General features: G+C 72.1%; 12 protein-coding genes. 9 read left to right on the top strand and 3 right to left on the bottom strand.

Annotated elements, in window-relative coordinates:
• The first annotated feature begins 24 nt into the window (after nucleotides 1-24).
• From OG710_RS27895 to OG710_RS27875, 5 genes are all read left to right on the top strand, one after another.
• Nucleotides 25-873, top strand: a complete 849-nt coding sequence (locus tag OG710_RS27895; RefSeq protein ID WP_330242362.1) for an RNA polymerase sigma factor SigF — start codon at nucleotides 25-27, stop codon at nucleotides 871-873.
• Nucleotides 874-1,071: 198 nt separating this feature from the next.
• On the top strand, nucleotides 1,072-2,331 hold the full coding sequence (locus OG710_RS27890; RefSeq protein WP_330242361.1) for a SpoIIE family protein phosphatase: 1,260 nt from the start codon (nucleotides 1,072-1,074) through the stop codon (nucleotides 2,329-2,331).
• Entirely contained in the window at nucleotides 2,321-3,943 is a 1,623-nt protein-coding gene (locus tag OG710_RS27885; protein WP_330241800.1) for a sensor histidine kinase, read from the top strand. The genes OG710_RS27890 and OG710_RS27885 overlap by 11 nt, the downstream gene beginning before the upstream one ends.
• Nucleotides 3,940-4,383: a response regulator gene (locus OG710_RS27880; protein ID WP_018523055.1), complete on the top strand. Its 444-nt coding sequence runs from the start codon at nucleotides 3,940-3,942 to the stop codon at nucleotides 4,381-4,383. The genes OG710_RS27885 and OG710_RS27880 overlap by 4 nt, the downstream gene beginning before the upstream one ends.
• A gap of 98 nt (nucleotides 4,384-4,481) precedes the next feature.
• Complete coding sequence (locus tag OG710_RS27875; protein WP_330241799.1) at nucleotides 4,482-4,937, top strand: ATP-binding protein; 456 nt, start codon at nucleotides 4,482-4,484, stop codon at nucleotides 4,935-4,937.
• 48 nt (nucleotides 4,938-4,985) lie between these two features.
• Here OG710_RS27875 and OG710_RS27870 read toward each other — a convergent pair whose 3' ends face one another.
• Nucleotides 4,986-6,161, bottom strand: a complete 1,176-nt coding sequence (locus OG710_RS27870; RefSeq protein WP_330241798.1) for a PP2C family protein-serine/threonine phosphatase — start codon at nucleotides 6,159-6,161, stop codon at nucleotides 4,986-4,988.
• An 80-nt stretch (nucleotides 6,162-6,241) separates the two neighbouring features.
• Between OG710_RS27870 and OG710_RS27865 the strand changes: the two genes are divergently transcribed.
• The 3 genes from OG710_RS27865 to OG710_RS27855 all read left to right on the top strand — a co-directional run bounded on the left by OG710_RS27865 (nucleotide 6,242) and on the right by OG710_RS27855 (nucleotide 8,702).
• On the top strand, nucleotides 6,242-6,754 hold the full coding sequence (locus tag OG710_RS27865) for a MarR family winged helix-turn-helix transcriptional regulator (protein WP_330241797.1): 513 nt from the start codon (nucleotides 6,242-6,244) through the stop codon (nucleotides 6,752-6,754).
• Between the two features lie 247 nt (nucleotides 6,755-7,001).
• Nucleotides 7,002-7,334, top strand: coding sequence for an STAS domain-containing protein (locus tag OG710_RS27860; protein ID WP_330242360.1), 333 nt, complete (start codon nucleotides 7,002-7,004; stop codon nucleotides 7,332-7,334).
• Nucleotides 7,335-7,493: 159 nt separating this feature from the next.
• Complete coding sequence (locus tag OG710_RS27855) at nucleotides 7,494-8,702, top strand: DMT family transporter (protein ID WP_330241796.1); 1,209 nt, start codon at nucleotides 7,494-7,496, stop codon at nucleotides 8,700-8,702.
• Here the strand turns inward: OG710_RS27855 and OG710_RS27850 are convergent.
• Both OG710_RS27850 and OG710_RS27845 read right to left on the bottom strand, forming a co-directional pair.
• On the bottom strand, nucleotides 8,672-10,045 hold the full coding sequence (locus OG710_RS27850; RefSeq protein WP_330241795.1) for a transglycosylase family protein: 1,374 nt from the start codon (nucleotides 10,043-10,045) through the stop codon (nucleotides 8,672-8,674). The two genes, OG710_RS27855 and OG710_RS27850, sit on opposite strands and share 31 nt — an antisense overlap.
• A gap of 121 nt (nucleotides 10,046-10,166) precedes the next feature.
• Nucleotides 10,167-11,120, bottom strand: coding sequence for a hypothetical protein (locus OG710_RS27845; protein ID WP_330241794.1), 954 nt, complete (start codon nucleotides 11,118-11,120; stop codon nucleotides 10,167-10,169).
• Between the two features lie 180 nt (nucleotides 11,121-11,300).
• Here OG710_RS27845 and OG710_RS27840 point away from each other — a divergent pair, with 180 nt between their 5' ends.
• A complete protein-coding gene (locus OG710_RS27840; RefSeq protein ID WP_330241793.1) occupies nucleotides 11,301-12,428 on the top strand; it encodes a LacI family DNA-binding transcriptional regulator in 1,128 nt (375 codons plus the stop codon).
• Nucleotides 12,429-12,508 lie beyond the last annotated feature (80 nt).

Below are 12,508 nucleotides of genomic sequence, written 5' to 3'. Positions count from 1 at the left end.
GTCCCCGGCGAGGCGTGCACGCTCATGGAGCAGGACGGCGCACCGCTCGGTGCGGACACTGCGGAGCTGCCGTGGATCGAGGACACCGGAAAGGTTTCCCCGAAGGACGCCCGCGCCCTGTCGAAGATGTTCCTGGACCGGCTGCAGACGCTGGAGGAGGGGACGCACGAGTACCAGTACGCGCGCAACACCCTCATCGAGATGAATCTCTCGCTCGTGCGCTACGCGGCCTCGCGCTTCCGCAACCGGGGCGGCGACGACACCGAGGACATCATCCAGGTCGGCACCATCGGCCTGATCAAGGCCATCGACCGCTTCGACCTCTCGCGCGAGGTGGAGTTCGCCACATTCGCCGTCCCCTACATCGTCGGCGAGATCAAGCGCTTCTTCCGGGACACCACCTGGGCGGTGCACGTCCCGCGCCGGCTCCAGGAGCTGCGGGTGGACCTCGCGAAGGCGAAGGAGGAGCTGTCGGCGCGGCTCGACCGCGATCCGACGGTGGCCGAGCTGGCCGGCCATCTCGACCTGTCCGAGGAAGAGGTCATCGAGGGGCTGGTCGCGGCCAACGGGTATTCGGCCGGTTCGCTCGACACGCCCACGGCGGAGACCGACTCCGGCAACGAGCAGCGCTCGCTCGCCGATGTGCTCGGCGAGGCCGACCCCGGTATGGAGACCGTCGAGAACCTGCACACGCTGGCGCCGCTGCTGGAGAAGCTGGACGGGCGCGAGCGCCGCATCGTCCAGATGCGCTTCGGCGAGGAGATGACACAGGCGCAGATCGGCGCGGAGCTGGGCGTCTCGCAGATGCATGTGTCCCGGCTGCTGGCCCGGATCGTCAAGCGGCTGCGGGCGGGAATGTCCGTCGAAGCCTGATCCCCCTCCGGGCCGGGTACGCGCCTGCCCGGCCCGGACGCTTCCTCACCCTCGCGAATCGGCCACGCACCGGCGGAGTGTGGCCGAAGGAGCGCCGCACGACGCCCGTCGTCGGAGCGGCGTCGTCCGCTCACATATGCTGCGGGTTCACCGGCGGGCGGTCCGCTCGGGGTGAGGAGAGGGTGAAACGTGGCTGAGATGCGCATGGGCGCCCCGGCCCGACCACCCATACCGGGAGCCTTTCCCCTCCAGACGGCGTCCGCGCCGGACGGCCGGGATTCCGTGTGGGACGTCAGCGGCACGATTCTGCTGGTCGAGGACGACGCGGGTGACGCGCTGCTGGTCGAGGAGATGCTCGCCGACGGCGAGCTGGACCCGACGCTGACCTGGTGCAAGACCCTGTCCGAGGCGCTGGCCTTCCTGCGCTCGCACCGGGCGCCCGTCTGCGTGCTGCTCGACCTGCACCTGCCCGACGTGCACGGGCTGCGCGCCGTCACCCAGATCGTCGAGACGTCCCCGGACGCCGCGATCGTGGTGCTCACCGGCCTCGCGGAGGCCGACGCGGGGCTGGCCGCCGTCGCCACCGGCGCGCAGGACTACCTCACCAAGGGGCTGCTCGATCCGCAGGCCCTCGCCCGCGCCATCCGGTACGCCCTCCAGCGCAAGCAGGTCGAGCGGGCCGCGTCCGCGCTGCGCGCCAACCAGCTGATGGCGCAGGAGAACGCCCGCCTGGAGCGCGGGCTGCTGCCGGTCCCGCTGCTGAAGGACGACGGCTTCCAGGCCGTGGCCCGCTACGAGCCGGGCCGCGCGCACGGGCTGCTCAGCGGTGACTTCTACGACGTGGTCCAGACGGCCGACGGCACGGTGTGGGCGGTCATCGGGGACGTGTCGGGGCACGGCGCGGCGGAGGCGGCGCTCGGGGTGTGCCTGCGGGTCGCCTGGCGCACCGCCGTCCTGTGCGGCACCGACGCCCTCCAGCAGCTCGGACTGCTGGAGTCGATCCTGGTCGCCGAGCGCTCCGACCCCCATGTCTTCACGACGGTCACCTCGCTGGCCTTCCCGCCCGGCGGCGACCGGGTCAGCGTGGTGCGGGCCGGTCATCCGGGCCTGCTGCTGCGCCGCGGCACCGAGGTCGAGTGGGTGGAGCCCGAGGGCGGCATGGCGCTCGGGCTGCTCCCCGGTCACGGCCAGTGGTCCGTCACCGATGTGGAGCTGACGCCCGGCGCGGGGCTCGTCCTGTTCACCGACGGCCTCTTCGAGGGGCGCACCGGGCCGCACACCCGGCTGGGCGAGGAGGGGCTGCTCGACATGGCCCGCGAGCTGGCCGGACTGCCCGCCCGTCCCTTCGTCGACGCGCTGGTCGCCGGGGCCTCGGAGGCGGCCGCGCCGCACGGGGGTCTCGCCGACGACGTCGCCGTACTGCATCTGGGGTGGAGAAGCGTCGCGCATGAGCAGTGAGATACCGGACACCGCCGCACGGCCCGCCGGACGGTGGGCGCGGCTGTCGGTCCAGAACTGGGTCCATCTGGTCCTGGGCGCCTTCGTCCTCGTGGTCTGCGGCTGTGTGGTCGCGGGCGGCCTGGTGCTGGCCCGGATCTCGGACCGGACCACCGAGCTGGTGGACCGCATCCAGCCGGCCCGTGCCGCCTCCTTCGAGTTGCAGAGCGCGCTGCTCAACCAGGAGACCGGGGTGCGCGGCTTCGCGCTGACCGGGGACGTCTCGTTCCTGGAGCCGTTCGCCGCGGGCAAGAAGGAGGAGAAGGAGCGGCTGGCCCGCGTCCGCTCCGCCGTGGGCGACGACCAGCCCTACGCCCGCGACCTGGACCGGATCGCGGCGGCCGCCTCGGAGTGGCGCCGGGTGCACGCGGACCCGCTGATCGCCCAGGTGCGGAAGGACGGCCCCGGGGCGCGCTCGTCCGCCAGGGTCACCGGGAGCAAGACCGCCTTCGACGAGCTGCGGCGGCTGTACGGCACGCAGCAGGCCCATCTGGACTCGGCGCGCGACCGGGTGCGCGGTCAGCTGGACGACGCCCGGCACACCCGCGACCGGGTGCTCGTCGCGCTGCTGGTCGTGTTCGCGCTGTGCGTGGTCTCGCTCAGCGTGCTGTTGCAGCGCACCGTGGGCCGGCCGCTGAACGCCCTGGCCGAGGCGTCCCGCCGGGTCCGCTCCGGCCGCTACCGGCGGCAGCGGATCGAGGTGCGGGGGCCGTCCGACGTACGGGCGGTGGCCGCGGCCGTCGAGGACATGCGCAGCCGGCTGGTGGCGGAGCTGGACGCGGCGCAGGAGCGCGAGGACGTGCTCGCGCAGCAGACGGTGGAGCTGCGCAGGTCCAACTCGGAGCTGGAACAGTTCGCGTACGTCGCCTCGCACGACCTCCAGGAGCCGCTGCGCAAGGTGGCCTCGTTCTGCCAGCTGCTGGACAAGCGGTACGGGAACGAGTTGGACGGCCGCGGCAAGCAGTACATCGACTTCGCGGTGGACGGCGCCAAGCGTATGCAGGTGCTCATCAACGACCTGCTGACGTTCTCGCGGGTCGGCCGGGTGCACGACGGCTGGACCCCGGTCGATCTGGACGGGGCCCTGGACCGGGCGCTGGCGAATCTGGCGCTGGTGCTCGAGGAGTCGGGGACCGCGGTCGTGCGGGAGACCCCGCTGCCCGAGATCACCGGTGACCCCACGACGCTCGCGATGGTGTGGCAGAACCTGATCGGGAACGCCGTGAAGTTCCGCCGGCCCGGCGAGCCGTCCGTGATCACGGTCGGCTGCGAGCGGGACGGGGACGACTGGCACTTCACCGTGGCGGACAACGGGATCGGGATCGCGCCCGAGTTCGCCGAGAAGGTCTTCGTCATCTTCCAGCGGCTGCACGGCCGCGACGAGTACGACGGGACGGGCATCGGCCTCGCCCTGTGCCGCAAGATCGTCGAGTTCCACGGCGGCCGGATCTGGCTCGATCCGGAGTCCCGCCGGGGGGCGCGGGTCCACTTCTCGCTGCCCGCCGACCCCGCGCCCGCGGAGACCACCGCCGACGACGCACCCCCCACCGAGACTTCCGGAGACGCCACGTGAACACCCCCGTAGAGCCCATCGAGGTCCTGCTCGTCGAGGACGACCCGGGCGACGAGCTGATGACGCGCGAGGCGTTCGAGGACAACAAGATCCGCAACACCCTCCATGTGGTGCGCGACGGCGAGGAGGCCCTGGACTTCCTCTACCGCCGGGGCGCCCACACCGGGGCCCCGCGCCCGGACCTGATCCTGCTCGACCTGAACCTGCCGAAGTACGACGGCCGCCAGGTGCTGGAGCAGATCAAGCAGGACCCCGAACTGGCGCTGATCCCGGTCGTCGTGCTGACGACGTCGTCGGCCGAGGAGGACATCCTGCGCAGTTACAAGCTGCACGCCAACGCCTATGTGACCAAGCCCGTCGACCTGGACCAGTTCATCGCGGCCGTCCGCCAGATCGACGACTTCTTCGTCACCGTGGTGCGGCTTCCGGGTCGCGCGTAATATTCGCTGATGACGCACGGGAGTGGGATCTCCCGACGCGGGTACACGATCACAGGAAAGAGGTCTGAGACCTCCCCGCTGCGCCCTGGCTGGAGCACATGAACGAACAGGCGATCTCCCGGCCGGACGACTCCACGCGGAGTTGTCCGCCCACGGAGGCATTGCACAGCGCCGAGGTGTTCGACGGCGAACCGGGGTGCATCTCCCAGGCGCGGGCACTGGCCGACCGCTTTCTGGCCCGGCTGGTGTCCGAGTGGATGGCGGTGCTGGGCACCCACACCCGTAACGACCTGATGCTCGCCGTCAGCGAGCTGGTGACCAACGCAGACCGCTACAGCCACGGCCCGTATCTGCTGGAGCTGGAGGGCACGGCGGAGCGGATCAGCATCACGGTGTACGACAGCAGCAGCGCGCTGCCCGTCTTCTACGCCCCCGACCCGAGCCGTCTCGGCGGGCACGGCATGGAGATCGTGGTGGCCCTGTGCGATCGCGTCACGGCCGAGCGGGTGCCGGTGGGCAAGCGCATCCGCGCCGAGTTCACCCTGAGCAGCTGAGCCGGCCGGGGCGCTCCGGCTGCTCCGGGGCCGTGGCCGGCGGCGGGCTCAGTCCCGGGTGTCCGGCCGGCCGAACCAGTCGATGCACATGACCAGGGCGTCGTCGAGGGTGTCCGACGCCCGGTGTTCCGCGAGTTCCCGCAGGACCGCGCCGGGCACGGCCGCCGCGGGCAGCAACCGGGTGGCGAGGACGGCCCTGGGCAGGCCCCGTTCCGCGAAGGTCTCGCCGAGCGGTGAGACCGCGTCGTACACCCCGTCGCTGACGAGCAGCAGCCGGTCGCCGGGCCGGGCCCGGAGGTGCTGGACGACGTACTGCGACTCCTCGAACATGCCGAGCGGGAGCTGGGCGTCGAGGTCGACCCGGGTGACGGTGCGGCCGCGCAGCCGCCACAGCTGCGGGGAGCCCGCGTCCACGGCCTCGACCGATCCCGTGGGCAGGTCGAAGCGGAGGAGCAGGGTGGAGACGTGGGCGGCGCCGCGGTGCTGGTCGTAGATGGCCTGGTCGGCCAGGGCGGCCTGGTCGGCGATGCCGATCCCGGCCCTGCGGGCGTTGCGCAGCGCGTTCACGGCGAGGTTGGTGAGCAGGGATGCGCGGATGCCCTCGCCCATGCCGTTGGTCACGGCGACGCTGAGCCGGTCGCCCTCCGCCGCCCAGTCGAAGTTGTCGCCGTGGATGGCGTAGGCGGGTTCGAGCTGGGCGCCTATGGCGTACTCGGCGGCGGTGAAGGACCGTGCCGGGAGGAGCTGCCACTGCATCTCGGCGGCGAGGGTGAGGCGGGTGGTGCGCCGGGCCCGCTGGTAGTGGTCGGTGTCGCGTTCGGCGACGACGATCTCGTGCCCGAGGAGATCGGCCACATGGACGAGGTCGTCCATGACCTGCGGGGTGGAGCGCGCGGAGGGCAGCCGGACGGTGAGGATGCCGAGGCGTTCGCCGCGGACGGTGACCGGGAAGTGGTGGTCGGCCGCGTCGTCCGGGCCGGTCCTGCCCTGGTGCGGGCGCTGGCTGCCGAACGCGCGGCCCGGCGTGCTGTTGTGCAGGGAGAGCGGCTGGGCGGGCCCGTCGGCCGGGTCGACCGGGCTGAGCACGGTCATCCCGTAGTCGGCCAGGAGCAGTTGGACCGTGAGCGCGCCGTAGGACGTCACGAGGATGTCGCGCACCGTCTCCACCAGGGCGTACGGCGGCGCCGCGCGGAGCGCTCGTTCGATGTCCGTGGGGGCAGTCACGCTGTTTCGCCCATTCTTCGGTGGGTGGCGGAAGCGGAGCCAGGCTGACAGGAGCACGCTATGGGTGACAGAGTGGAAGAATGCCCCACCGCACCGGACTCCCTCACCGCCCTGCACAGGTGTCCGAGGAGGTCTGTGCCGCTTCCGAGCTTCTGGAGGTGTTGTGGGGGCGCGGCCAGGAGGCCGCGACGTTCGGTGGGGTCTCCCCCTCCCAGCTTCGCGCGCTGCTCGTCATCGAGCAGCAGGAAGGGAGCAATCTGCGGTCGCTGGGCGAGGCGCTCGGCTCGCGCGCGCCCTCGGTGAGCCGGCTCTGCGACCGGATGGAGGCCATGGGCCTGGTGCAGCGGGACCCGAGTCCGACGAGCCGCCGGGAGGTCGAACTCCGGCTGACCCGGCAGGGCCGGGAGCTTCTCGAGGAGTACCGGGTGATTCGCACCCGGGAACTGACCGCTGTGCTGGAGCGGATGCAGCCCTCCGAGGTGGCGGCTCTCGCCGTGGGGCTCACCGCCTTCCGGTCGGCGGCGGCGCAGCGGATCGGGGGCGAGGGAAATGCCGTCGCCCGGCTCCGCGACGATGTCGCGGACAGCGCCTAGCTTCATGCACGCCCCTGCTTCCGCGTTCCGAAGGCGCCGTTCGACCGGGCGCTCACGTTGATCGTTCGGTACAGATTGTTGCCCCACGGAGAATGTTGTCAAATGGCAACTGTTACTTCTATCGTTGAGCGTTCCCGCCGCGAACAGGGACGGAGCCGCATCCCATCGTCCGTTCCGTGCGGCGGCCCCCCGCCGTCCAGTGCATCACGAGGTGAACGTGCTTCCACCGCCCAGCGCCGGCCGCGCCATGCAGATCGTCCCACGGCACGAACGCGGAGCGTTGGTGCTCTCGGTATCCGGTGACCTCGACATCGACAACGTCGGTCTTCTCGGCGCGGCGCTGGAGAACGCGTCGCGGGAGGGCATCGCACCGGTCGTCGTCGATCTCGCCGAGGTGAGCTTCGCCGACTCCACGACGGTGAACGTGCTGCTCCAGGGGCAGACGGCTCTCGGTCCCCGGCTGCGGCTCGCCGCGCCCTCCGTGTTCATGGAGCGGCTCATCTCCGTCCTGGGACTCGGCAGCGCGGTCCCGGTGTTCCCGAGCGTCGCCGAGGCGATCGATCCCGCTCTTCCCGCCTGACGCGGGCCCGGCCGCCGGCGCCGGAAGTGATCCTTCTGACGTCGGCGGCGATGAGGACTACCGTCAGGAGGAGGACACCCGAACCGCTTCCGTACTACCAAAGCAGTACGCCGGATCGCCGTCTCAGGGACGACGACGCGGCGGCTGGAAAAGGGGATCGTGGTGTACATGAGTTCCCTTGCGCTGTCCGTGCTGCTGTCACTGGTCTCCGCGGTCGCCTACGCGGCCGGGGCGATCGTCCAGGAGCGGGTGGCCACGGCCTCCGACGGCCGCTCGCTCGCCCCGCTGCGCGACCGGGTGTGGTGGGCGGCGGTCAGCCTGAACGGCCTGGGTGCCGTGCTGCACGTGGTGGCGCTGGCGTACGGGCCGCTCAGCCTCGTCCAGCCGCTGGGGGCGCTCACGATCGTCTTCGCGCTGCCGATGGCCGCCCTGTTCGTACGCCGCAGGGCCGGGGCGACGGCGTGGCGCGGCGCGGTGATGGCGACGGTGGGGCTGGCCGGACTGCTGGCGCTGACGGGCAGCGCCGACGCGCACAGTCTGGGCGGGCCGCAGCGGCTGATGCTGGCCGTCGTGACCTTCGGCGCGGTGGCGGCGCTGGTCCTGCTGTCGCGGGCGATGCGCCGGCCGGTGGTGCGCAGTGTGGTGCTGGCCGGGGCGGCGGGTGTCGCGTTCGGGATCGCGTCGGTGTACACGAAGACCGTGGCCATGGAGTGGACGGCCGGTTCCGTGGGTTCCGGACTGCCGACCCTGCTGGTGATCGCCGCTCTGGCGGGCGCCGGTCTGCTGCTGTCCCAGGCGGCGTACCGGGGGGCCGGGCTCACGGCCCCGCTGGCCACGGTGACGGTGGTGAACCCGGTGGTGGCGGCGGCCGTCGGCATCACGCTGTTCGGTGAGCAGTTCCGGCACGGCGCCATGGGCACGGTGCTCGCGCTGGCCTGCGGAGTGCTCGCGGCCGGCGGGCTGATCATGCTGACCACGGAGCGGATGGGCGCGGAGCGTCTGGCGTCGGAGCCGCGGGAGGCCGCGGTCCCGGTGGCGGCGGACGCCGAGCCGGCGGAGGACGCCGGGGTGGTGGATGGCGCCGCGCCCGAGCTGCCGTCGTTCCGTGCCGTGCTGCCGGCCGCCGTGGGCGCGAAGGCCACTGAGCTCGCCGGGCCCGCCGACCTGCCGGCCCCGGCGGGCACCCTGCCGCATCCGGCGCTGCCCCTGTGGATGCCGCTGGAACGGCTGGGCCGCCGGGTGGAGTTCGGCCGCCCGCCGGGCGCCGGGCACCGGGCCGCCACGCCCTCGGGCGCCGCCTCCGCCGCCGGGGACACCGGTGACGGAGGCGGCGGCGTTCAGACCTTGACGCCGCCCGCCCTGAGATAGGCCAGCGGGTCGATGTCGGAGCCGTAGCCGGGGCCGGTACGGACCTCGAAGTGCAGATGCGGTCCCGTGACGTTGCCGGTGGCGCCGGAACGGGCGATCCGCTGACCGCCGCTGACCTGCTGGCCCCCGCGTACGAGCAGCGAGGACAGGTGCGCGTACTGGCTGTACTTGCCGTCGCTGTGCCGGATGACGATCTGATAGCCGTACGACCCCGCCCAGCCGGCCGAGACGACCTTGCCGGAGGCCATCGCCTTCACGGACGTACCGGTGGGCACGGGGAAGTCGACGCCGGTGTGGTAGCCGCTGGACCAGGACGCGCCCGACTGGTGGTACGGCGTGCCGGTGCCGGCCGCGACGGGGGCGGTGAGCGAGCTGTGCTTCTGCACGTGCTCGGTCTTGCGGGGCTGCGGCTTGTGCGCCGGCGTCTTGTGCGACTCGGTCTTCTGCGGCTGAGTCTTCTTGGGCGTCTCGGTCTTCGCCCGGGACTCCGACTTGGCGTGGGACTCGGTCTTGCGGGAGTCGGCCTTCTGCGGCTGGGTCTTCCTGGGCTGCGGCTTGGTCTGCGGCTTCTGCCGCTGCTGGTGCGCCGTGGCTTCGCGGGTCGGCTTCGGTTCGGCCTTGGGGGTCGTTCTCGGAGCGGGCTTGGCGGTGGCCCTGGCCTTCCCGTCGAGGGTCAGCCGCTGGCCGGGGAATATCAGGTCCGGATCGTCGCCGACGACCGCGCGGTTCGCCTCGTACAGCCGCTGCCAGCCGCCCTTGAGGTGCTGATCGGCGACGATGCCGGAGAGCGAGTCGCCGGGCGTCACGGTGTACGACTCGCGCACGCCCGGCACCGTGGTGGGCGTGGCCGCGGCGGTCGTCCGCTTGGTCTGCGGCGTACGGGAACTCGTCGAGGTGCCCGGTTTCGCGGGCGTCGTCACGCGGGCCGTGTGCTCGCTCTGCGGGCTGATGTCGGGCGAGTCGCCGCCCCGGGTGAGGCCCGCCCTGTCGGAGCAGACCGGCCAGGCGCCGGGGCCCTGGCTCTCCAGGACCTTTTCGGCCACGGCGATCTGCTGGTCCCTGGTGGCGAGGTCGGCGCGCGGAGCGTATTCGGTGCCGCCGTACGCCGCCCAGGTCGAGCGGGTGAACTGGAGGCCGCCGAAGTAGCCGTTGCCGTTGTTGATGTGCCAGTTGCCCGTGGACTCGCACGCGGCGACCTTCTCCCACACGTCCGCCGAGGCGGCGCCCGCGGGCGCGGCCGCGAGCAGCGGGAGCGCGAGACCCGCGCCTCCTGCCGTGACGGTGAGCGAAGCGCGGTTGATGCGGCTCGGCTGGTATCTGCGGTGCCGTCCGGTCGCGGCCATGACGTGGCTCCCCCACTGGCTGTAGGACATGTCGCAAGCGGTCAACTTATGTGCAAACAGCGGGTGATGACAAGACCACGGTACGTTTCGGCCACCGCTGCCGAAAGCGCTCCCCGCAGGGTCAGCGCAGCGCGAAGGTCACATTCGGGGCCTGGTCCATGGAGCCCTTCGACGCTCCGGCGGCCTGCCCGACGACCCATGCGTCAAGCGTGAGCAGCGCGCTCTCGCCGTCCAGCTCGCCGGTTCCGGTGAACCTGAGCCGGAAGGCGCGCTCGGAGTCGGCGGGCAACTCACCCAGCGGCATGAACACGCCGGCGAGAAGGCTGGCGCCGTCCGACGCGGACACATCCTTCCAGCGGGCACCGTCGTAGTACTGGACACGCAGATCCTCGGAGACGCCGTGCGCTTCCGCTCCCGAGCACGGCTGCGGTACGGGCGCATGGACCGTACAGGCCATGAAATCCGCCCGCACCTTCGCCTGCGGGTAGGCCGTGAGCGAGTGGTTGACGACGGTGTACGTGACTTCCGTCCAGGTGCCCCGGCCCAGTGGCGCGGGCTGCTTGTCCGGGGTGTCGCTGATCAGCGCCAGGGTGGCCGGCCGCACTGCGTGCCGTTCGCGCGCGAGTGTGCGGGAACCGTCGAGCACGGTGACGTCCACCGGCAGTTCGTCCCCTTCGATCCGGGGCTTCACGCGCGGGGTGATGCCGACGAACCTGAGCGTGTCACCGCGCGGGAGGTCGATCCGGTACGTACCGGTGAAGCCCTTCCCGTCCTTCTCGAGCGCCACACTCCGCCATCCCCCGCCTTCCTTCTTCTCCTTCATCTTCGGCGCGGGGTCACCGCCGCGGAGCGAGCCGACGCGCACCCGCACAACGACTTCCCGCAGCTCGCGCCCCTCGTTGGACAGATCGAGCGCCAGTCCGAGCTCGGTGTCCTCCGGTGCGCTGACCGACTTCAGATCCAGGGACACCGGTGGCGGTGCGGAGGGGCTCGGTTCCGGAGCCGGCGTGTTGCCGCCGCAGGCCGCCAGGAGAGCCAGCAGGGCACAGACGCCGACGGAGCGTACGGATTTCATGTTTCCCCCCGGAATGAAGATCACAAGCATCCTAGGGGCTCCGCCCGGCCTGGTCCGGACCAGGCCGGGCGGGCGGTGCGGCCGGTCGGCGGAGACGGCCCGGATCTCGGCCGGGAAAGGATGCGATAACGGTTCGGCGCACAACGGAGAGCGCTCTCCACTGATGCTATAAATGCGCTCATGACGGATGATCTGCGACCGGCCGGAGCACCCACCCTTGAGGACGTGGCGAGGGCGGCCGGGGTGTCCCGCGCCACCGTCTCCCGCGTGATCAACGGCGTGCGGAACGTCGACCCGGTGATCCAGGAGACCGTGCGCCGGGCGGTCGCCGCAACGGGCTACGCCCCCAACCGCGCGGCGCGCTCGCTGGTGACCCGGCGCACGGACGCCATCGCGCTGGTCGTGTCCGGCGCGGGTGGCGGCGGCCCGGAGAGGGAGACGGAGGAAGCGGCGGCCCCTGCGGACGCGGCCGCAGCGGCTTCGACGGATGGGACGGAGGACGGTGAGGGGCCGTCCTTCACCGGGCAGGTCTTCGCCGACCCGTTCTTCGGGCGGGTGGTGACCGGGGTCGTCGACTATCTGCGCCCGCGCGGCATGCACCCGGTCCTGATGTTCGCCGAGACGTCACGGGCGCGCGAGGACGTGGTGGCGTTCCTGCGCCAGGGCAGCGCGGACGGCGCGCTGGTCGTCTCGACGCACGCGGAGGACCCGCTGCCGGGCATGCTGATGGACGCGGGATTGCCGGCCGTCCTCTACGCACGGCCCGCCCGCGCGACCCGGATCAGCTATGTGGACCTCGCCCACCGGGACGGGGCACGGCTGGCCGCCGAACATCTGCTGTCACTGGGGCGCCACCGCGTCGCGACCATCACCGGCCCGCTCGACGTGCCCGCAGTACAGGAACGGCTGGCCGGTTTCCGGGACACGATGGAGCAGCACGGGCATCCGTACATCGCGATCGCCGAGGGCCGGTTCACGCAGGAGAGCGGCGAGAGCGCGATGGAGCGCCTGCTGGCCGAACACCCGGACCTGGACGGGGTGTTCGCGGCCAACGACCTGATGGCGACGGGTGCCTGCCATGTGCTGCGGGAGCGCGGCAGGCGGGTGCCGGAGGATGTCGCGGTGATCGGCTTCGACGACAGCGGCGCGGCGTCGGCCTGCCGTCCGCCGCTGACCACGATCCGCCAGCCGGTGGAGGCGATGGCGGCGGAGATGGCCCGGCTGCTGATCGAACGGCTCGCGAAGCCGGAGGGGGCCGCGACGTCGGTGATCTTCGAACCGTCCCTGGTGGTGCGCGACTCGGCGTAGGGTGCGCCGGCGCACCCGCCCTGCGGGGCCGCTCGTACGGTCCGGGCCCGGCGCCCCGCACCCGCCTTCCGGAGCCGCTC

Origin of the sequence: Streptomyces sp. NBC_00525 (genome assembly GCF_036346595.1) — a bacterium.
Classification (GTDB): domain Bacteria; phylum Actinomycetota; class Actinomycetes; order Streptomycetales; family Streptomycetaceae; genus Streptomyces.
Note: the sequence above shows the minus strand (reverse complement) of the source record. Positions and strands in the feature narration are given on the sequence as shown.